General features: G+C 71.6%; 19 protein-coding genes and 1 pseudogene. 8 read left to right on the top strand and 12 right to left on the bottom strand.

The genetic code is table 11. From position 1 onward, the window contains the following. Positions 1-97: 97 nt before the first annotated feature. Positions 98-1,135 (bottom strand): AraC-like ligand-binding domain-containing protein, encoded by a 1,038-nt coding sequence (locus tag ABT122_RS07500; RefSeq protein ID WP_351546800.1) that lies wholly within the window; start codon positions 1,133-1,135, stop codon positions 98-100. 291 nt (positions 1,136-1,426) lie between these two features. On the opposite strand from ABT122_RS07500, the gene ABT122_RS07495 reads away from it, so the two are divergent. Continuing rightward, on the top strand, positions 1,427-2,986 hold the full coding sequence (locus ABT122_RS07495; protein ID WP_351546797.1) for an APC family permease: 1,560 nt from the start codon (positions 1,427-1,429) through the stop codon (positions 2,984-2,986). A gap of 400 nt (positions 2,987-3,386) precedes the next feature. Here ABT122_RS07495 and ABT122_RS07490 read toward each other — a convergent pair. The 3 genes and pseudogenes from ABT122_RS07490 to ABT122_RS07480 all read right to left on the bottom strand — a co-directional run. Next, positions 3,387-3,620: pseudogene (locus tag ABT122_RS07490) on the bottom strand (Rossmann-fold NAD(P)-binding domain-containing protein); the annotation flags it as partial. Positions 3,621-3,813: 193 nt separating this feature from the next. Continuing rightward, on the bottom strand, positions 3,814-4,215 hold the full coding sequence (locus tag ABT122_RS07485) for an ATP-binding protein (RefSeq protein ID WP_351546794.1): 402 nt from the start codon (positions 4,213-4,215) through the stop codon (positions 3,814-3,816). A gap of 11 nt (positions 4,216-4,226) precedes the next feature. Next, entirely contained in the window at positions 4,227-4,655 is a 429-nt protein-coding gene (locus ABT122_RS07480) for a hypothetical protein (protein WP_351546791.1), read from the bottom strand. A gap of 154 nt (positions 4,656-4,809) precedes the next feature. Here ABT122_RS07480 and ABT122_RS07475 point away from each other — a divergent pair, with 154 nt between their 5' ends. From ABT122_RS07475 to ABT122_RS07465, 3 genes are read left to right on the top strand one after another with little or no spacing between them, the layout of a single operon-like run. After that, positions 4,810-5,913, top strand: a complete 1,104-nt coding sequence (locus ABT122_RS07475) for a helix-turn-helix domain-containing protein (RefSeq protein WP_351546788.1) — start codon at positions 4,810-4,812, stop codon at positions 5,911-5,913. 14 nt (positions 5,914-5,927) lie between these two features. Further along, entirely contained in the window at positions 5,928-6,596 is a 669-nt protein-coding gene (locus ABT122_RS07470) for a YdcF family protein (protein WP_351546785.1), read from the top strand. After that, complete coding sequence (locus ABT122_RS07465) at positions 6,538-7,602, top strand: WbqC family protein (protein ID WP_351546782.1); 1,065 nt, start codon at positions 6,538-6,540, stop codon at positions 7,600-7,602. Before ABT122_RS07470 ends, ABT122_RS07465 begins: the two co-directional genes overlap by 59 nt. Before the next feature lie 247 nt (positions 7,603-7,849). On the opposite strand, the gene ABT122_RS07460 is transcribed toward ABT122_RS07465, so the two are convergent. Continuing rightward, complete coding sequence (locus tag ABT122_RS07460; RefSeq protein WP_351546779.1) at positions 7,850-9,355, bottom strand: CehA/McbA family metallohydrolase; 1,506 nt, start codon at positions 9,353-9,355, stop codon at positions 7,850-7,852. A gap of 168 nt (positions 9,356-9,523) precedes the next feature. Between ABT122_RS07460 and ABT122_RS07455 the strand changes: the two genes are divergently transcribed. Beyond that, positions 9,524-10,351, top strand: a complete 828-nt coding sequence (locus tag ABT122_RS07455) for a TIGR03619 family F420-dependent LLM class oxidoreductase (RefSeq protein WP_351546845.1) — start codon at positions 9,524-9,526, stop codon at positions 10,349-10,351. A 6-nt stretch (positions 10,352-10,357) separates the two neighbouring features. Here ABT122_RS07455 and ABT122_RS07450 read toward each other — a convergent pair whose 3' ends face one another. After that, positions 10,358-11,353, bottom strand: coding sequence for a helix-turn-helix domain-containing protein (locus ABT122_RS07450; RefSeq protein ID WP_351546777.1), 996 nt, complete (start codon positions 11,351-11,353; stop codon positions 10,358-10,360). A 55-nt stretch (positions 11,354-11,408) separates the two neighbouring features. Between ABT122_RS07450 and ABT122_RS07445 the strand changes: the two genes are divergently transcribed. After that, on the top strand, positions 11,409-12,719 hold the full coding sequence (locus ABT122_RS07445) for an MFS transporter (protein ID WP_351546774.1): 1,311 nt from the start codon (positions 11,409-11,411) through the stop codon (positions 12,717-12,719). Continuing rightward, on the top strand, positions 12,682-13,503 hold the full coding sequence (locus ABT122_RS07440) for an alpha/beta fold hydrolase (RefSeq protein ID WP_351546771.1): 822 nt from the start codon (positions 12,682-12,684) through the stop codon (positions 13,501-13,503). Before ABT122_RS07445 ends, ABT122_RS07440 begins: the two co-directional genes overlap by 38 nt. A 282-nt stretch (positions 13,504-13,785) precedes the next feature. Here the strand turns inward: ABT122_RS07440 and ABT122_RS07435 are convergent, their stop codons facing one another. The 3 genes from ABT122_RS07435 to ABT122_RS07425 all read right to left on the bottom strand — a co-directional run bounded on the left by ABT122_RS07435 (position 13,786) and on the right by ABT122_RS07425 (position 16,328). Then, the gene (locus ABT122_RS07435) at positions 13,786-15,141 is read right to left on the bottom strand and encodes an FG-GAP and VCBS repeat-containing protein (RefSeq protein ID WP_351546769.1); all 1,356 of its coding nucleotides are present in this window, start codon (positions 15,139-15,141) and stop codon (positions 13,786-13,788) included. Positions 15,142-15,210: 69 nt separating this feature from the next. After that, the gene (locus tag ABT122_RS07430) at positions 15,211-15,465 is read right to left on the bottom strand and encodes a DUF397 domain-containing protein (protein WP_351546767.1); all 255 of its coding nucleotides are present in this window, start codon (positions 15,463-15,465) and stop codon (positions 15,211-15,213) included. Continuing rightward, positions 15,462-16,328 (bottom strand): helix-turn-helix domain-containing protein, encoded by an 867-nt coding sequence (locus tag ABT122_RS07425; protein ID WP_351546765.1) that lies wholly within the window; start codon positions 16,326-16,328, stop codon positions 15,462-15,464. Before ABT122_RS07425 ends, ABT122_RS07430 begins: the two co-directional genes overlap by 4 nt. A gap of 139 nt (positions 16,329-16,467) precedes the next feature. Between ABT122_RS07425 and ABT122_RS07420 the strand changes: the two genes are divergently transcribed. Next, complete coding sequence (locus tag ABT122_RS07420; RefSeq protein WP_351546762.1) at positions 16,468-16,887, top strand: ATP-binding protein; 420 nt, start codon at positions 16,468-16,470, stop codon at positions 16,885-16,887. On the opposite strand, the gene ABT122_RS07415 is transcribed toward ABT122_RS07420, so the two are convergent. From ABT122_RS07415 to ABT122_RS07405, 3 genes are read right to left on the bottom strand one after another with little or no spacing between them, the layout of a single operon-like run. Then, positions 16,877-17,194, bottom strand: coding sequence for a hypothetical protein (locus ABT122_RS07415; protein WP_351546759.1), 318 nt, complete (start codon positions 17,192-17,194; stop codon positions 16,877-16,879). The two genes, ABT122_RS07420 and ABT122_RS07415, sit on opposite strands and share 11 nt — an antisense overlap. Positions 17,195-17,226: 32 nt before the next feature. Then, complete coding sequence (locus ABT122_RS07410; RefSeq protein ID WP_351546756.1) at positions 17,227-17,856, bottom strand: hypothetical protein; 630 nt, start codon at positions 17,854-17,856, stop codon at positions 17,227-17,229. Next, positions 17,853-18,401, bottom strand: coding sequence for an SseB family protein (locus ABT122_RS07405; protein ID WP_351546753.1), 549 nt, complete (start codon positions 18,399-18,401; stop codon positions 17,853-17,855). Before ABT122_RS07405 ends, ABT122_RS07410 begins: the two co-directional genes overlap by 4 nt. Positions 18,402-18,416 lie beyond the last annotated feature (15 nt).

Raw genomic sequence — 18,416 nt, 5'->3', positions numbered from 1 at the left:
GAGCACGGGGGTGGGCATGGGGGGCGGCTTCCCTTCTGTCACCGGTCCCTGTGGCGGGGCTCCCGAGCGTAGGCGGCCGGTCACAGGGCGACACGGCTCAGCCTGCACGCTTCCTTGACGATCCGTGCAAGGGCCATGCTTCCGGTGCGGGAGTGTGGGAGAGGCGGTCCGCCGCCGCGCGGCGGCGGAACTCCCGGGGACTGCTGCCGTACGCCTCCCGGAAGGCCCGGCTGAAGCCGGCGGCGCTGGAGAAGCCCCAGCGGAGGGCGACCGCGTGGATGGGCCGGCCGGACAGCTCGGGCCGGGCGAGGTCGCCCCGGCACCGCTCCAGCCGGCGGCGCCGGATGGAGGCCGCCACGCTCTCGCCCTGGGCCTGCTGGAAGAGCAGATAGAGCGAGCGCAGGGAGATGTGGTGGCGGGCGGCGACGGCCCGGGGGGTGAGCGCGGTGTCGCCCAGGTTCTGGTCGATGAAGGCGTTGATCCGCTCCAGCAGGACCCGGGCCCGGGTCTCGGCGGGGAGGTCGCCGTAGGAGTCGAGCTGCTGGGCGAGGAACGCCGTGGTCAGATCGAGCGTCGTCACGGCCAGCTGGTCGCGCTGCCGCGGCTCGCAGCCGTCGGCGTGGCTCTCCAGGGCCGAGAGGAAGCTCCCGAGGATCGCCCCCATGCCGCTGCGCCCGTCCAGCCGCCGGGCCAGCAGCTCGTCGATCCGGTCGGAGGGCAGCGGGACCGCGTCCCGGGGCACCTGGACGATGACCGCCCGCACCAGCCCGGTGCCCCTGTCGTCCACGGTTCCGGTTCCGGCGTCGAAGGGGTGCGAGGAGTCCCAGAGGACGGCGTCCCCCGCGCCCAGTTCGGCGAGGTTGCGGCACTGGGATATCCACATGGCGCTCTGGGTCATGAACGCCAGCGAGTACCGCTCGGGGTCGCTGCGCCGGATCAGCTGGGGGGTGCGCCAGGACCGCAGCGCGGTGTACGAGAAGCTGCTCACCCGGGTGCGTCCCAGGTCGAGGACGGCGGCGTGGGCGCGGAAGGCGTGGGAGTCCGCCACCATGAGCCGGGTGGGGGCGATCTCCCGGGCGATGATCTCCTGGTACCAGTCGGTGCGCTCCCGCGCGGGTACGGAATCGCTGGTCACGACGGACAACATTCCGGCACACCCCCCAGTGATCGCCGCTTCCACTTTCTCATGACCGGTCCAGGGGCGGCCGGGGCGTGGGACGCGGGAAAATTTCAAAAGGGGCATAACGGGCCTGGCTGCGGTTATCGCACCCCATTGAAAGCCCGTCTTTCCTTCCAGGGTGCCGCTGATTTCCCCACTTGTCCTTTCAACCCCAGGTGCTCTTCAGTAACAGCCCCTGAATCAAAGGGATGCCCTCCGGGCGGCTCCCTTCCCGCTGTGGAAACCGCAGCCCTTAACGTCCTGTTCATGACTCAGTTGGACGCGCGGCCCGGGGCCGGAGACAGCGCGGGGGCCGCCCCGGGCGGGGCCGGGGGTGTCCGCGGCAAGGGCCTCGGCGGAAATTCCGTCGGCCTGCTGGGCAGCTCGGTCATCGGGATCTCCACCGTCGCGCCCGTCTACTGCCTCACCTCCACCCTCGGCTCCACGGCGGGCGAGGTCGGGCTCCAGATGCCGGCGGTCTTCCTGGCGGGCTTTCTGCCGATGCTGCTGGTCGCGTTCGCCTACCGCGAGCTGAACCGGGTCATGCCGGACTGCGGGACCTCCTTCACCTGGACGGTGAAGGCGTTCGGACCGAGGGTCGGCTGGATGTGCGGCTGGGGGCTGGTGATCGCGACCATCATCGTGCTCTCCAACCTCGCCGGGGTGGCGACCTCCTTCTTCTGGCTCCTCGCCGGGGAGATCACGGGCAGCGACGCCATCGCCGCCCTGGACGGCAACAAGGCCGTGCACATCACCACCGTGCTGGTGCTGATCGCCGCGGCCACCGCGATCAGCTACCGGGGGATGACGGCGACCAAGGGCGTGCAGTACGCCCTGGTGGGCCTCCAGCTCCTGGTGCTCGGGCTCTTCGTCGCCATGGCCCTCGGGAAGGCGGACTCCTTCGGGACCTCGCTCTCCTTCTCCATGGAGTGGCTCAACCCGTTCGCGGTCCAGTCCTTCGCGGCCTTCACCGCGGGCCTGTCGCTGTCGATCTTCATGTACTGGGGCTGGGACGCCTGCCTCACCGCGAACGAGGAGACCACCGGCAGCGACCGGACACCCGGGCGGGCCGCGCTCATCGCGATGGTGGTCCTGGTGGGGGCCTATCTCGCGACCGGGGTGGCCGCGCAGATGGCGGTCGGCTCCGGCGAGAAGGGGCTGGGGCTGGCCAACCCCGACACCTCGGGGAATGTCTTCGCCGCCCTGGCCGGCCCGATCATGGGCCCGGGGCTCGGGGTGCTGCTCTTCGTGGCGGTCCTCGCGTCGGCCGCCGCGAGCCTCCAGACCACCTTCATCCCGGTGGCCCGCACGGTGCTGGCGATGTCGTCGTACGAGGCCCTCCCGCCGTCCTGCGCCCGGGTGCACCCGCGGTTCAGGACCCCGGGGCGGGCCACGGTGGTGGCCGGCGCGGCGACCGGCGCGTTCTACACCGTGATGACGCTGGTCAGTGAGAACGTCCTGATCGACACGGTGTACGCGCTCGGCCTGATGATCTGCTTCTACTACTCGCTCACGGCCTTCGCCTGCGCCTGGTACTTCCGCCGCGAACTCTCCCGCTCGCCCCGGGACCTCCTCTTCAAGGGCCTCTTCCCCCTGCTGGGCGGCACTCTGCTGGCGGCGGTCTTCGCGAAGACCCTGTACGACATGTGGGACCCGGAGTACGGCAGTGGGTCGGCGGTCTTCGGGGTCGGATCGGTCTTCGTGATCGGTGTGGGGCTGCTGTTGCTGGGGGTTCTTCTGATGACCCTGATGCACTCCCGCAGCCCCGCTTTCTTCCAGGGCAGGACTCTGACCTCGGCAACCCCGTCCCTGACTCCCCCGACGTAGGCCGTCTCTTCCGGATCGTGCCGGGCTCGCGAGCCCCGGCACCGCGCCGCGCCGCACCTCTTCCCCACGGACCGCCTGCCGCCCGGGGCCCGTCCTCAACCTCCCAGAGGCAGCTCCGGGGGAGATTGAGGAGCGGGGGTTCGGGGGCCGGCCCCGACCGCGGCCCGCAGGATGCGGGTCCTGTGGCTCGGGGTCCGTCCTCACGCGCCGGACGGGCGGGAATGACGGTCTCGACGGGTGTCGAGTGGGTCGGGGCTCCCCCGGTTCCCCGAGCCCAGCCCCGACCGGTCAGCGCTGGTGGGCGAGGAAGAGGCGCGCATGCTCATCGAGTTCCGCAGCACATCGCAACCCCCGCGCGCGTCGGGGGTCGCAGGCGCAGGCGCAGGCGCAGGGGCGGCCGGGCCGCTTCGCGGTCGCGGGCGACGGTGAAGCCTTGGGAGAGGGCCTGGGTGCGGCGGATGGGATCGATGCCGAAGACGGTGACCTGGACGCCCTTGGCGTGGAGGAGACGGGCGATCGAGCTGCCGAGCTTGCCGAAGCCGATCACCAGGGCAGGTCGGCCGTGGAGGATGTCGCCGCGTCCGCGCATGACGGCCTCGGTGGAGAAGACCACGGACTGGCCAACGAGGAAGTCCAGGACCGGCGGGTGGGCAGCCGCCGCATCCGGGCCTCGGCCGTCTCAGCGGGGCCCGAGCCGGTCAGGGCCGGGGTGTGGGTGATCAGGATGTGCGCGATCTCGCGGCCGTCCGGGCGGGTGCCGGGCCAGCTCCAGGCTGCGAGGGACACCAGCAGCCGCAGCTCAGGACCGGGCGGGGTGAGCAGGACGCTCATGCTGTCGTACCTCCCGTGACCTTGAAGCAGGACCAGACGATCTTCCCCAACGGAGTGCGGTCCTCGACTCCCCAGCCGTCGGCGAGCGCGTTCACCAGGATTAGCCCGCGTCCGGAGGTGTCCGTGCCGGCGGCCTGCCGGGCTTCCGGGTGCCGGCGGCGGCTGTCGTGCACCTCCAGGCGTACGACATCCTCGTCGGCGTCGAGCTTGACCAGGAAGCCGTGTCCGGGGGCAGTCCCGTGGACCAAGGCGTTGGTGGCGAGTTCGGAGACGCAGAGCCGGACGTCCTCGGCGCGGTCCGGCAGACCCCAGTCGGCCAGGGCCTCAGAGGTGAAGGACCGTGCATGGCCGACCGACTCGGGCCGCGCGTCGAAGAACTGCTGGGTTGTCTTGGTCATCACGGTGGTCCTCATGACTCGGCATCCAGGACGCGGGCGGTGCCGGGGTGACGGCGGCGGACGGAAACGCTGCGGGAGATGGGGTGGTGGGCCGTGCGGGGCTTGCGGATCAGCAGCAGCCGCGAGCCGACCGCCTCGATCCGCCGCCCGCGTTCAGCGGCTATGGCCTTCGGTCCCAGCTGCGACATGGCCGGGGCGATGACGCCGTAGACGTCCGGCAGCGCGAGCACGTCCAGCAGCCCGGTGAACGCCGCTGAGGCGGGCCCGGCGGACGCGTCGCGGTCGGTGAAGACGCCGGACAACTGCAGTTCGTGGCTGCGGCAGTACTCGGCGAGCGAGGCGACCAGCGCGTCCTGCCGCGCTTGGGAGACCCGCACCAGCCGCAGGAAGCCGTAAACGACCGGACCGCTGACCGGGCGATGCTCCGTGAGGGGTTCCATGCTCAGGACCGTCCAAAAGGCTCGACACGTGATGACGCTCTGATCGTGGCGTCCGGCCAACTCGCGGCCAATTACCGGCCGTTCCACTTCCGTTCCACTTCCGTCCCGCCAACTGCACACATCTGCTTCGATGACCGGTGGAAAGGAGCGACGCGTGGCGACCGTGCACCACTGGACCGGCCTGGAGGCCAAGGCCCTGCGGCTCGCCCTGCGACTGAGCGTGCGGGCCTTCGCCCAGCAGCTCGGCCTGGCAGTCGCGACCGTGTCCAAGTGGGAGAGCAAGCTCGCCGAAACCGAGCCCAGACCCGACACCCAGGCCATCCTCGACACCGCCCTCGGCCGCGCGGACGCCGCTGTCCACCTGCGGTTCGAAACGCTCCTGTCCGAGATGACCAACCCAGTGCAGAACGCCGGCCGACGCCGCGTCACCGCCTCCGGCCCCCGGGCCTGGGAGTACGAGTGCTGGGCCGACGACCTCGACCGCGTCGTGGTCGCCCTGTCCCGGCAGAACTTCGCCTTCGCCGACAGCCTCCTCACCCGGTGGCTGAGCCGATTCAAGGCCCACGAGCTGGACGAGAAGGGCCTGTATCTCTTCGCCCGCTCCACCACCCTGCTCGGCGACCTGAAGCGCGACCAGGGCGTTGTCCTGGGCCCACTGTCCGCCCAGCACTCCTATGCCGGCGCCCGCGCGGTCTTCACCCAGCTCGACATCCCCCGCCGCGTCGCCCAGCTCGACCTGTCCCTCGCCGTCATCACCGAGATGTCCGGGAAGCTGGAGATCGCCGCCCGCGACTACGAGACCCTCACGGTCGATGACCGGCTCTCCCGCCGCGACCGGGCCCGCGCGAGGCTGTGGGTGGGGACCGCGCTGAGCAAGGACGGCCAACACGACTATGCGACCCGTGTCATGCGGGCGGCGACCCGCGACTTCGAGGACCTCACCGAACCGGATGACTGGTCGGTGGCCCACCAGAAACTCGCCCTCGCCCGACGCGGCGCCGGCGACCTGAGCCAGGCCCTGCACTTCATCGACATCGCCCGCAGCAGCGGGACGACCGACTCACCGATGCAACGTGTGCGACTGGACACCGCTCATGGCCACATCCTGCTCTCCGATGCGGCGACCCGGGATGATGGACTCCTCGTCCTCGACCAGGCCACCAAGGTGGCCGCGCAGTACGGACTTGTGCACCAACTGCGCAGTATCGAGGGCATCAAGGCCATGAGCGAGGGACCGATCGGCCCCCGGCAACGGTGACCAGGGAGAAACGCGTGAGCAACGACCAGCGGGGCACCACCGAGGACCAGTGGCGCCAGGCCAAGCTGATCTGGAACTACCACCAGATGCAGCACGAGCTGCGGCCCGTCGATGTGGCGATCGGGCTGGGCAGCCACGACCTCGGCGTCGCGACCCACTCCGCCGAGCTGCACCGCTCCGGGCTCTTCCCGACCCTGGTGTTCACCGGCGGCAACAGTCCCACCACCGCCAAGGTCTTCCCGCGCGGGGAGGCAGTCCACTTCCGCGACCACGCCATCGACCTCGGCGTCCCTGCCGAGGCGATCCTGCTGGAACCGAACGCGGGCAACACCGGGCAGAACATCACCCTCTCGCGTGAGGTCCTCGTCGCCGCAGGCATCACCCCGGCGTCGGTGCTGCTGGTCTCCAAGCCCTATATGGAAAGGCGGTCATTCGCGACCGCCCGCAAGCTGTGGCCCGACGTCGAGATCCTCTGCGCGTCGGAGCCGCTGGAGTTTGACGACTATCTGAAGTCCATCGGCGACGAGAAACTCGTCTTGGACATGCTCGTCGGCGACCTCCAGCGGGTCATCGAGTATCCAAAGCTCGGATTCGCCATCGAGCAGGAGGTCCCGGAGGACGTGCATGCAGCGTACGAGTCCCTCATCCGCGACGGCTTCACCAGCCGCCTCATCAACCCCTGACCTGACCGAGCCGGGCGGGTTGTGCGCCATCCACCAGCCGAATTTCCTGCCCCGGCTGACCACGCCGGCCAAGCTGTTCGCGGCGGACTACTGGATCGTCCTGGACGACGTGCAGTTCACCCGCCGCGACTACCAGCACCGAGCCCGCCTTGCGCACCTCGACGACCCCGCCGGTCAGCGGTGGCTCACCATCCCCACCCGTCTGCCGAGCGGACGGCCCACCCTCATCCGCGACGCCGTGATCGACGACCCGCACCTGGCCCGCCGCAGGACCGAGGGGATGCTGCGGCAGCACTATGGGGCCAGCCCTCACTGGCCCGCCCTCGCCGAAGCCCTGGGTCCGGTGCTGGATGCCTTCGACACCAGCAGGACCGCGACGGTTGCCGAGACCTCCACCCGCGTCCTGCTGGACCTGTTGGGCTGGGAGGGCCGGCTCCTCACCAGCAGCCGTCTGCCGGCCCGGCCGGGCCGCTCCGTCCGGCTCGCGGACCTTTCCGCGGCGACCGGCGCCCGCGCGTATCTGTGCGGGACCGGTGGCATGACCTATCTCGACCCCGCCCCGTTTATGGTTCAGAACATCGCCGTGGCCTCGTTCCGGCCGCCGACCACCGGCATCTGGTCCTCCGGCCGCCGCCTCAGCGCCCTGTGGGCCTTGGCCACCCTGGGCCCGGACGCCGTGGCAGCCCCCCTCCGGGCTCTCGCGGCCCACGGCGGCTTGCTCCAGACGGCAACCGAAGTCATCACATCCGCCGAGGGTCCCGCTACCCGTGACGGAGTGCTACCGGCACACGGGGGCACATCCCGGCTTCACGGAAATCTCGCCAGGACCCCGAACGTCCCCAGTCGCCCACGACTTCTTCGTGCACCATCGCGTACCGATGTCTGTGCTCAGCTGCCGGTCCATCGCCGCCCGGATCGCTGCTTCGTTCCGCGCACGGGTCTCTGTTGCCAGACGCCCCATCTCAGCCCTCCGTCCTGGCCGCGGCTGTCGGGCCCCGGTGTCTGAGCCCCACCCCTCTGCCCCTCCGACGTCTGGGCCGAGGCACAAAATCCAGCCCCTCCGGCGTTTGAGGAGCGGGGGTTCGGGGGCCGGCCCCGACCGTGGCCCGCAGGTGCGGGGTCCCGTCGTCCGGGGCCCGTCCTCAACCTCCCCCGGAGCTGCCTCCGGGAGGTGCCCCCGGACCGGCCGGGTTTGCTCGGGTTTCCCGTGCGGCGGGAGGGCTCACGCGCCGGACCGGGCGGGGTTGTTCGGGCTACCCGTGGGGCGGGGGGCCCAGGAATACCGGGTTCGTCAGGGCCACCAGAGCCCCGCCCCGCCGAACCTCCGCCCTCACATACCCGGCGTACCCCGCCCGCGTCTCCCACTCCACCACCCCCGCCCCGGCGGAGACCACCACCCCCTGCTCCGTCACCAGCCTCACCACACACCCCGCCCCCACCCCCTCCACTCCCAGCCGCACCCCCACCTCCGCGTCCGCCTCCACCCGCAGGCGCTCGCCGATGCCCGCGCGGCGCCCCCTCCCGTCCACCACCGAGAAATCCAGCTCCACCGCCGACGACTCGGCGACATAGCTGTGGCCCTTCCGCAGCCCCTCCAGGATCGCCGCCCGCGTCAGGTCCTCCGCCAGGACCACCGTCTGCGGCCGGCCGACCGGATCGGGGTCCCGGTGGGCGTCGCTGTTCCCCATCGCCGGCACCCAGCGCCCCCGCGCCAGCTCCGCGTCCCACGCCTGCACGGACACCTCGTCGTCGGCGGTGAACGCCCCGTTCCACACCTCCACCACATCCGCCTCGCCCATCCCGAACTTCCAGTTGCACCCGATGCAGCTCGCGTACGGATGCGCGGGCACCACCAGCCCTCCCGCCCGCCGGATCTCCCGGGCGAACCGCCCGAAGCGGTTCTCCCGCGCCCGGTACCGCCAGTCGATGAAGGTCCCCGGGTCGGTCCCCAGCGCCAGCACGTGCCCGTTGCGCGTGGTGACCTCCTCCCCGGTGAGGATCAGCAGATCGTCCCCGGCGTGCTCGGCCCAGAACGGCTGCCCGGCATGGGTGTTGTGCTCGGAGGTGTGGATGAAGTCGAGCCCGGCGGCCCGCGCCAGGGCCGCGATCTCCCCCGGGGTGCGCCGCCCGTCCGAGTACCAGGAGTGCAGATGGCAGTCGCCCCGGTACCACCCCCGCCCCCGCCCCCGTGCCCGCTCCGGCGGATACACCCGTTCGGGCGTCCGGCCCGCCTCCCCGTACCGCAGCGTGACGCTCACCTCGTACGGCAGCCCCCGCGGCGCCACCGTGTACGGCCCGAGGACGACATGCCAGGTCCCGGCCCGCACCGGCCCCGCCACATACCCGGGGGTCGCGTCGTCGGCGCGGATGAAGAACGAGGCGCGCGCCCCGCCCGACCACCCCCGGAACCCCTCCCCGCCGAGCGCGGTCCCCCGCTGGTCGAAGACGCCGATGTCGAGGGCGTTCCCCGGTGTCCCGGCCGGGGTCACGGGCCGTTCATAGGTGTACGAGACGGCCAGCTCCCGCACCCCCCGCCCCACCTCCACCGGGAGGTAGACATAGTCCGGCGCGCCGGGCGGCAGCACCCCCCGGACGACTCTGGTCCGCTCCCCGTCCCTGTCTCCGGGCGCGGCCTCCGCGAAGCTCACACCTCCCAACGTAAAGGCGGAGACCGCCCCGCTCATCAGGAGCCCGCGCCTCCCCACCTCGCGGCCGGCGGACCCCTGGCCCCCGCGTCCCTGTCCCTGCCCGTGGCTCATAGCGACGACCCCTCACACTCTCCACCGCGCGGAAGTGGTGCACTGTCACCCTGGTACCGACGCGTGCACCCGGGCGCAAGGCGCCGACCGGTCGAACACCTGGACACCACCGGCGGCCCGGCACCGGGCACCACCGCGGACACGGGCACCACCGACGAGAGGGACTCGATGCGCATCTCGACCACGCTCTTTCTGACGGACCGGACCATCACCCCCGTGCGGCTCGCCCGCGCCCTGGAGGAACGGGGGTTCGCCGGTCTCTACCTCCCCGAGCACACCCACATCCCGGCGGAGCGCACCTCCCCCTACCCGGGCGGCGGCGAACTCCCCCCGGAGTACACCCGCACCCTCGATCCCCTCGTCGCCCTCGCCCAGGCCGCCGCCGTCACCACCCGGCTCGCCCTCGGCACCGGCATCACCCTCGTCGCCCAGCACGACCCGATCGATCTGGCCAAGCAGATCGCCTCCCTGGACCATCTCTCCGGCGGCCGGTTCACCCTCGGCGTGGGGTACGGCTGGAACCGCGAGGAGGCCGAGGACCACGGCGTCGAGTGGTCCACGCGCCGGGCCGCCGTGCGCGACAGGCTGGCCCTGATGCGTGCCCTGTGGGCGGACGAACCCACGGCGTACGAGGGGAAGCACGCATCGGTCCGCGCCTCCCACGCCCACCCCAAACCCGCCGGCGGCGCTCCCCGTGTCCTCTACGGCGGCGCGGCGGGCCCCAGGCTCTTCGCGGAGATCGCCGCGCACGGCGACGGCTGGCTCCCCATCGGCGGCTCGGGCCTCGCGGAGTCGCTCCCCCTGCTCCGTACCGCCTGGCAGGAGGCCGGCCGCGACCCCCTGGACCTCCAGGTGGTCCCGTACGGCGTCGACCCCGCCCCCGGCAAGCTCGCCCACTTCGCGGGCCTCGGCGTGGAGGAGGTCGTCCTCGGTCTCCCGCCGGCCGGTGAGCCGGAGATCCTGCGCGCCCTCGACGCGTACGCCCAGTACCTCTGAGGACGGTCATCCCCCGCTGACCAGCGATTCCCCCACACTCGTCCGCGCGTACAGCACCATCCGCCCGGTGCGGTGCGCGCTCACCAGCCCCGCCGCCCGCAGCGCCGTCAGATGCTGCGAGACACCCCCCGCCGACAGCGCGATCCGCCGCGCCAGTTCGGTGGTCGAGGCGGGGGAGGTCAGCTCCGCCAGCAGCCGCGCCCGGGTCCGCCCCAGCACCCCCGCCAGCGCGTCCGAGCACGGGTGCGGGCTCTGTCTCCAGAGCGTGCCGATCCCGCGCGGCGGGTAGCGCAGGGTCGGCTGCCAGGCGGTCCGCCCGAGGTTGGAGACGATCTGCGGCCAGGCGAAGGCGGAGGGCACCAGCAGCAGCCCCCGCCCGCCGAGCCGCTGGGTGCCGCAGCTCGTGCGGCGCACCAGCTGGAGCGTGCCGGAGTCCCAGGTGAGCTGTGGCCCGAAGTCGTCGAAGAGCCGCCGTGCCCCGCCGTCCGCGAAGTGGATCGCCCGGTGCAGGATGTCCCCCTCGAACAGGGCCAGCATCCGGGGCCAGTACGGCGCGATGGCGACCTCCCAGTACGCGGCGATCACCTCCGCGAGCCGCCCCAGCTCCCGCCCCGGGTCCGCCCGCAGCTCGGCGGCGATCTCCTGGAGCCCGGGGGAGGAGGTCCGCAGCAGCTCCGCCGGGGTGGACCGGAGCGCCGTCAGCTCCACGGCCAGCGAGGGCTGCGGGGTCGTCGGCGGTGGCACGAGGAAGGACGGGACGCACCCCGTCGGCACGCTCACCAGCCGCCACAGCGGGGTCAGATCCAGCTTCGCCGATTCGAGCAGCGGGCGGACCCGGTCCACCCACGGGCGGTGCATCCCCTGCGGATCGCCGTCCTTGAGGACGCGCACACTCGCCGCGACCTCCCACAGCGGGGAGATCGCGAACCGCGTCCGCGCCATGTCCTCGGCCGTGAATTCGATCTCGACAGTGCCGCCTTGAGCACGCCCCACTCGCACCATTCAGTCGACACTAAATCATTGGAAGCCAAATGGGACCCCCGGCAGGGTGAGGAGCATGACCTCACCAAGCCCCTGGCGGGTCCCCGACTTCCGCGCGCTCTTCTCCGCCGTGGTCCTCGCCAACCTCGCGATGAACGTCGGTTACGTGGCCACCCCCCTGATCGCCGTCACCACCCTGGACGCGGGCCCCGGTGAGGTCGGCGTACTCGTCACCCTGATGACCGTGTCGTTCCTGCTCATCGGGCTTCCCGCCGGGGCCTGGATCGACCGGATGAACCACCGCCGCATCATGATCACGGGTGAGCTGGCGCGGTCGGCGCTCTGTCTCTCCATACCGGTCGCGTGGTGGCTGGACGCGCTCACCCTCTGGCAGTTGTACGCCGTCGTCCTGCTGCACGGCTGCGGCACCGTCTTCGTCGATGTCGCCGCCCAGAGCGCGATCCCGGCGATGGTGGGCCGGGAGAGCCTGGTGGGGGCCAACGCCGCCCTGGTCAGCCTCCAGGCGGCCGGCCAGGTCGCGGGCCGGGGAGCCGGCGGCGCCGTCGTCCAACTGCTCGCCGCCCCCCTGTCGACGGGCGTCGTCAGCCTCCTCCACCTCGCGGCGGCCCTCCGTCTGACCCGTGTCCGCGACACCCCCCGCCCCCCGGCCCGGGAGAGACCGCCGCGCCTGGCCGCCCAGATACGGGAGGGCATACGCCATGTCCTCGCCGATCCCCAACTGCGCGCCCTCTGCCTGGCGGGCTCGCTCTCCAACCTCGGCATCCAGCTCGCCAACACCCTCCTCCCGGTCCTCTTCACCCGTGAACTCGGCCTCTCCCCGGGCGTCCTGGGCCTTTTCTACGCCGCCGGCGGCGTCGGCATCTTCCTCGGCGCCCACGCCGCCCGCCCCATCGCCCGCCGCCTCGGCGGGGACTACAGCCGGACGATCGGTGTGGTCGGGCTCGCCCTGGCCCCGGCCGCCCTGGTCGTCCCGCTGGTGGACCGGGGCGGCTGGCTCTGGTTCGCGGCGGCCGGCTGGACGCTGGCGATCTTCAAGATCGGGGTGGACAACGTCCTCGCCGTGACCCTGCGCCAGCGCCGCACCCCCGACGCCCTGCTCGGCCGAATGAACGCCACCTTCCGCTTCATGCTGATGGGCGCGATGGCGCTGGGCTCGGCGCTGGCCGGGGTGATCGGCGAGCTGGCGGGGGTGCGGGCGGCGATGTGGACCGGGGCGGGGTTCATGGCCGTGGCGTTCGTCCCCGTACTGTTCACTTCCCTGCGCGGCCGTCGCGGCCCGGAGCCCGCCGCCGCACCCCCCGTCGACACCACCGAACCGAGGAGTACGGATGACCCAGTCGACCCCGTTGACGTACCGGGGAAGTGACGGCTGTCCCCTGTACGCCGCGACCACCGGCGCCGGCGCCGGCACCGGCCCGTCACCGGTGGTCCTGCTCCACGGCGGCGGCCCCGACCACCGCAGCCTGCTCCCGCTGGCCGGGCGCATCGGGGACGGCCACAGGGTGGTGCTCCCCGACATCCGGGGCTGGGGCGCCTCCGTCTGCGCCGACCCGGCCCGGCACACCTGGTCGCGGTACGCGGACGATGTGACCGCCCTCCTGGACCACCTGGGCGAGGAGCGCGCCGTTCTCGTTGGCACGGGCCTGGGCGGCACCATCGCGCTCCGCACGGCGCTGGAGCACCCCGGGAGGGTCCGCGCGGTCGTCGTGATCAGCGTGGAGGACATCGAGGACGACGAGGCGAAGGAGGCCGAACGCCTCTTCTTCCGCCGGTTCGCCGCCCGCGTCCGGACGGAGGGCCTGGAGGCCGCCTGGGCCCCGGTCCTCCCGACGCTCGCCCCGCTGATCGGCAACCTCGTCCGCGAGGCGATCCCGCGCGCGGACCGGGCGAGCGTGGCGGCGTTCTGCGCGCTGGGCGAGGACCGGGCGTTCCGCGAGGTCGCCGACCTCGCGGCGATCACCGCCCCGGCCCTGATCGTCCCGGGCATGGACGCCCGCCACCCGTCGGCCCTGGCGGCGGAGGTCGCCCGGACCCTCCCCGGGGGCCGGCTGTCCCCGCGAGCGATGTCGGAGGAGCTGCTGACGGCGGAGGACCTGGGGGAGGAGATGGGCCCGCTGGTGAGGGAGTTCCTCTCGGACCTGCGCCGATAACTCCCGCCCCGCCCGCCCGAGCCCCTGGCCTGCCCGCCCGAGCCCTCGGCCCTGCCTGCCCGCGCCCTCGGCCCCGCCCGGCCGAGCCCCTGGCCTGCCCGGCCACCACCCAGCTTGTCCGGTCACCACCGAGCCCGTCCGGCTGCACCACCCAGCCCGTCCGGCGTTTGAGGACGGACCCTGGCGCGCGGGCAACCCGAGCAATTTCAGCCCGTCCGGCGTTTGAGGACGGACCCTGTGCCACAGGACCCCGCACCCACCGAGCCCCAACCGAAAATCCCTCTACTGCGGGAAGTTCGCCCGCAGCCCCACCACCGAGCTGGACTTCGTGCTCACCCCCGCCCCCCCTCCCTTCAGCACAAAACTCCGCCCGGAGTTGTCGGAGATGAACAGATCGGCATCACCATCCCGGTCGGCGTCCCGCAACCTCGTCTCCCCGCCGAACGATCCGAACGGCTTGCTCGGCAGCCCCGCCGTCTCCTTCGTGAACCACTGCGACCCGCCACCGCTCACCCCCTTCTTCCCGCCGCGCAGCACATGCACCCCACCCGCCGACTGATCGCGCCCGATGTCCTCCAGCACGCCGACCGCCAGGTCCGGATACCCGTCCCGGTTGGTGTCGCCGACGGACATGTCGAAGCCGAACTCGTCCCCGGCCTTCAGCGACGTCGCCACCCCGGCGCTGTCCTGCGTGAGCCGGTACGAGGACCCGGCCCCGTCCGCCCCGCCGCGCATGACCAGCACGGAACCGGCGTGCTTCTTGTACCCCGACTCCGTCACCGCGAGATCGCCGTAACCGTTCTTGTCGAAGTCCGCGACGACCCCCACGGGGGACCAGTCGGGGCTGGAGGAGTTGTACGTGGTGGGCTTCCTCGGCGCGGTGACGGTGGAGCCACCGCGCAGGAACCAGGTGCCCGAGGTCTGCCGGTCGTTCACATACCCCGCTCCGAGGACGTACAGATCGCTCGCCTTGTCCTTGGTCACCTTCCCGGCGGCCAGCCCGGTGATCTCGCGCAGGGCGCCGTGCTTCGGGTCGTGCCGGGTGACCGTCCGGGTGCCGCCGTCCTTGGAGGAGAAGCCGCCCCGGTAGATGTGCACGGTGAACCAGTCGGCGACGGCCAGATCGGGCTTCCCGTTGCCGTCGAAGTCCCCGACGGCGAGGTGCCGGCCGAACAGCCACTCGGAGGTGGGCGACTTCTGCGCGAGTGTGGTCGCCTTGGACCCGAGCCCGGACTTGGACCCCCAGAGCATGACCACCATGCCCTGCCGCTTGCGCTTCCCCACTGTCTCGGACATGTCGGCGACGGCGAGGTCGGCGTACCCGTCGCTGTTGAAGTCGGCGGCGGCCGAGGAGCCCCCGAAGCCGTCGTTGCCGGTCAGTGTGCCCGGTATGCCGGGGTTGCTCTGGTCGATCCGCTTGGTCTTGGTGCCGGGCCCGGTGGCGGTCCCGTAGGTGATGACCACTCCGGCTCCACTGCCGTGGGACACGTAGTCGCGGTAGCCGTCGCCGTTGAAGTCGTCGGCGTACTTGGCGGGCGCGGCGGCTGCGGTCCCTGCGGTGAGACTGAGCAGCCCGCCGGTGAGGGAGACGGCGGTGGCCGCCGCGAGGACGAGGCGAAGGTTCTTGCGCATGAGCATGCGGATCTCCTGCTGTCTGGGTGAGCACAGAGGAGACCCGCGATGGCGATCAAGGGTTGTACGGGACGGCTAGCCGATCGGATGCGCGCGTGCGTAGGAGAGGAAGGCGTCCCAGACGGGGACGGGGAGGTCGAGCCGCCCGTCGTCCGGCTGCTTGGAGTCGCGCACGTGGACGAGGGCGGGGCAGGCGGCGACCTCGACGCAGTTGCCGCCAGAGCCGTCGCTGTAGCTGGACTTCTCCCAGGTGAGAGCGACTTCCAGGCAGGCGCCGCCTGATCCACCGCTGTAGCTGCTCTTGACCCAGTGGAGGTGCTCGCTGTTCATGGTGCTCCCAGCAACTTCTCAATAAGGGACAGGGATTCATCGGTCCGAAGGGCCCGTGATCGCATAATCCCATAACGCTCGCTGAAGATGCGCACCTCTTCCTGGTCGGTGATGAGCTTGGGATAACCCTGGGCTTCGATATAGGCGACTTGCCGCCTCCCTTTGGGAGTCAGAAGACTGAACGCACCCCCCAGAGAGGGGTGACCATCGCAGTCGTTGGGCATCACCTGAATCTCCACATTCCGCATCTGCCCGGCATCCAGCACCTTCCGGAGCTGCTTCTTATGGACAGCGTCACCTCCAATGGGCCGCCGCAGCAAGGCCTCTTCCATCAGGAAGCTGAAGGTGGGAGCGGGCCACTTGTCCAGGATCACCTGCCGGGCCATACGGTCGGCCACCCTCTTCTCCATGGTCTCGTCGCTGAGCAGGGGCCGCCAGTGCTTGAAGACTGTACGGGCGTACTCCTCCGTCTGCAGCAACCCAGGAATGGCCTGAACGCTGTAGTCATGCAGAGCAAGAGCCTGCGCCTCCGCGTCAGCGAAGTCCCGAAACCAGTCCGGATGCCGCTTCCGCGCCTGCGCGAGCGCCTTCTCGACGTCGTCGACGGCGGCCTTGAGCAGCCCGCCGGCGTTGAGGGCGTCGTCCGCGCGGTTGAGGAAGTCGGGCTGGGTGGGCCGTACCCCGCGCTCGATGGAGGAGACGAGGTCCTCGCTGAAGCTGAGCGCTTTCCCGAGGTCCTTCTGACTCATCCCGGTCGCCGTGCGGAGAATCTTCACCTGCTGCCGGAGGGTGTTGAAGAGAAAGGCCGTCCCGTCCAGCTCGATGGGGAGTTCGGGCCGCCGCTCGCGCGCTGCGTCTGACATGTCCGTACCGCCTTTGTGTGCGTGCCTGTACGGGCACGGCCGAGGGCCCGTACAGCACACCGGAGGCACCCGTACCGATACCCAGCGTCGTGACATCACTGCTGTTCAGCAGTATGGGTACGGGGCCAAGCTCTGTGACATGAATCCCCGAACCCCCACCCGCACGGTTGAATTCACCCAGCGCTTCCCCGCCACGCGCAAGTGCGCCCAACTGGCGCGCCTGTTGGCCGTCCACGCGCTGGACGGCTGGGGCGTCCCCTGCGGTACGGACCCCTCGGACGCGGCGGCCCACATCGTGGCCGAACTGACGGCGAACGCGGTGACCCACGCCCGTCTCCCGGGCCGCGAGTTCGAACTCCGTCTGACCCTGACCCCGGACACCCTCCGCATCGAGGTCTCGGACGCCCGCGCCGAACGCGCGCCGGTCCCGCGAGACCCGTCCCCGGACGCGGAGTCGGGCCGGGGCCTCTTCCTGGTGGAGGCCCTGGCGTCCTCCTGGGGCACGAAGGACCGCGTGGTGGGCAAAACGGTCTGGGCTGACGTCTCCCTCAACCGGTGAGGTCCGCCGCGGCGAGGGAGGCCCGACGGACAGCCGGCTTTCGCCTGGCCATCCGCTGAAAGGTGATGCGGAGCGCCCCCTGCGCGATGTCCGGGGCCGGGCCCCCGAGCAGGGCGTCGTGCTCCCTCGCCGTGGCGGCATCGATCCGGAGCGATGCGTACGAGGGCCGGAGCCGCATGAGCGCGACGGCGGGGAACAGGACATCGATACGTGTCCCGTACCGGTCCGGGTCGTGGCTCCGCCGCAGCAGCAGCACCGCGTGGCCCACCGAGTGCCGCCAGAGCTGGAATTGCCGATTCCACGGCATGACCTCCCGCGTCCCGCACGCCCCTCGGTGATCTATCCCTCACGCGCCCGCCTCACCGCCGCCTCCGAAGGATCGAGCCCCTCCCGCATCCGCTCGTCCACCGCCTCCCGCGCCTCGGGGCCGATCACCCCCGAGCTCTCCAGCGAGTCGTGCGCGCTGTCCTGGACGTCGTAAGCCGTGTCCTTCCAGGTCTGCTTCACCTCCTCGTGGGCCCGCTCGAAGGACTCCGGGCTGTAGTCCGGATTGTCGGTGGGCGACTGGGCGGCGATATCGGCCCAGCTCTTCCGCTTGACCTCGTCCTCGCTCAGGTGTGGGTTTCCGTTCAGCGAGTTGACGCCGATCTTCATCGTGTCCTTGACGTACCGCTCCTGCTCGGCGTAGGCGCCCGTCGAGAGGCCGATGCCCTGGGCGAAGCCGTTGCCCTTCTGCATCAGGTTGCGGACGCCGAACTCCCATCGGTCGCAGAATGTCCTGAACTGATCGGCCAGGCCCTCGTGGCCCATGTCCAGGCCGGACAGGGCCAGGTCCGCGAAGCCCCGGCCCGCCGTGGCCTCGCCGATCATGCCGAGGTCCTTCAGCTCCTGGTGGGCCGCGTTGATGCCCTTCGCGATCAGCGCCAGCGCCTCCGGCGGCGCGACCAGGTCCCCGTTGTCGCCGCTCATCCCGCTTCCTCCACTCCCTCCGGATCGACGGCCGCCGCGTCGGGCACGATCCCCGCCACCGGCGGGAACAGCATGCCCTCGCCGCTGCCCGCGTCCAGTGCCACCCCGGCGGGCACGGCCAGCGCCGGGACCATCGCGTCGAGCAGACGCGCGCCCAGGATCGTCCGGTACGTCCACTCCCGGCCGCCCTCGCCCCGGAGGGCCGCGAACCGGGCGAGCGCGCCCTCGTCCGAGAAGGCGCAGATCCAGCGGACCCCGCCCTGGTCGGCCGTCCACGGGCTGCCGTACGGATCGAACGGGACCAGTACCGCCGTACGCCGGAACTCGCCCAGCAGGACGGCGAACTCGCGCCGCCGCCGGGCCACCGGGTCCTCCTCCTCACCCGGAGCCGCCGCCTCCGGCACACCGGCTCCGGCCGGCTCGGGCGCCTCCGGAGCACCCGCCCCCGCCGGCTGCCGCGCACCGTCGAGATCCCTCAGCCGCGACCGCCGAGCGGCCCCCGGCTCCCGCTCCGGTTCCTTTTCCCCGCCCCCGTGGTTCGTCATACCCGTCATCGTGGC

Source organism: Streptomyces sp. NPDC001985, assembly GCF_040296845.1.
Classification (GTDB): Bacteria; Actinomycetota; Actinomycetes; order Streptomycetales; family Streptomycetaceae; genus Streptomyces.
The sequence above is the reverse complement of the archived record's forward strand: the minus strand, read 5'-3'. Positions and strand labels throughout refer to the sequence as shown.

Coding starts and splice junctions, on each gene's coding strand:
- ABT122_RS07495 (WP_351546797.1), top strand. CDS start 1,427: ATGACTCAGTTGGACGCGCGGCCCGGGGCCGGAGACAGCGCGGGGGCC.
- ABT122_RS07485 (WP_351546794.1), bottom strand. CDS start 4,215: ATGACCAAGACAACCCAGCAGTTCTTCGACGCGCGGCCCGAGTCGGTC.
- ABT122_RS07480 (WP_351546791.1), bottom strand. CDS start 4,655: ATGGAACCCCTCACGGAGCATCGCCCGGTCAGCGGTCCGGTCGTTTAC.
- ABT122_RS07465 (WP_351546782.1), top strand. CDS start 6,538: ATGCAGCGTACGAGTCCCTCATCCGCGACGGCTTCACCAGCCGCCTCA.
- ABT122_RS07460 (WP_351546779.1), bottom strand. CDS start 9,355: ATGAGCCACGGGCAGGGACAGGGACGCGGGGGCCAGGGGTCCGCCGGC.
- ABT122_RS07455 (WP_351546845.1), top strand. CDS start 9,524: ATGCGCATCTCGACCACGCTCTTTCTGACGGACCGGACCATCACCCCC.
- ABT122_RS07450 (WP_351546777.1), bottom strand. CDS start 11,353: ATGGTGCGAGTGGGGCGTGCTCAAGGCGGCACTGTCGAGATCGAATTC.
- ABT122_RS07445 (WP_351546774.1), top strand. CDS start 11,409: ATGACCTCACCAAGCCCCTGGCGGGTCCCCGACTTCCGCGCGCTCTTC.
- ABT122_RS07440 (WP_351546771.1), top strand. CDS start 12,682: ATGACCCAGTCGACCCCGTTGACGTACCGGGGAAGTGACGGCTGTCCC.
- ABT122_RS07435 (WP_351546769.1), bottom strand. CDS start 15,141: ATGCTCATGCGCAAGAACCTTCGCCTCGTCCTCGCGGCGGCCACCGCC.
- ABT122_RS07430 (WP_351546767.1), bottom strand. CDS start 15,465: ATGAACAGCGAGCACCTCCACTGGGTCAAGAGCAGCTACAGCGGTGGA.
- ABT122_RS07425 (WP_351546765.1), bottom strand. CDS start 16,328: ATGTCAGACGCAGCGCGCGAGCGGCGGCCCGAACTCCCCATCGAGCTG.
- ABT122_RS07420 (WP_351546762.1), top strand. CDS start 16,468: ATGAATCCCCGAACCCCCACCCGCACGGTTGAATTCACCCAGCGCTTC.
- ABT122_RS07415 (WP_351546759.1), bottom strand. CDS start 17,194: ATGCCGTGGAATCGGCAATTCCAGCTCTGGCGGCACTCGGTGGGCCAC.
- ABT122_RS07410 (WP_351546756.1), bottom strand. CDS start 17,856: ATGAGCGGCGACAACGGGGACCTGGTCGCGCCGCCGGAGGCGCTGGCG.
- ABT122_RS07405 (WP_351546753.1), bottom strand. CDS start 18,401: ATGACGAACCACGGGGGCGGGGAAAAGGAACCGGAGCGGGAGCCGGGG.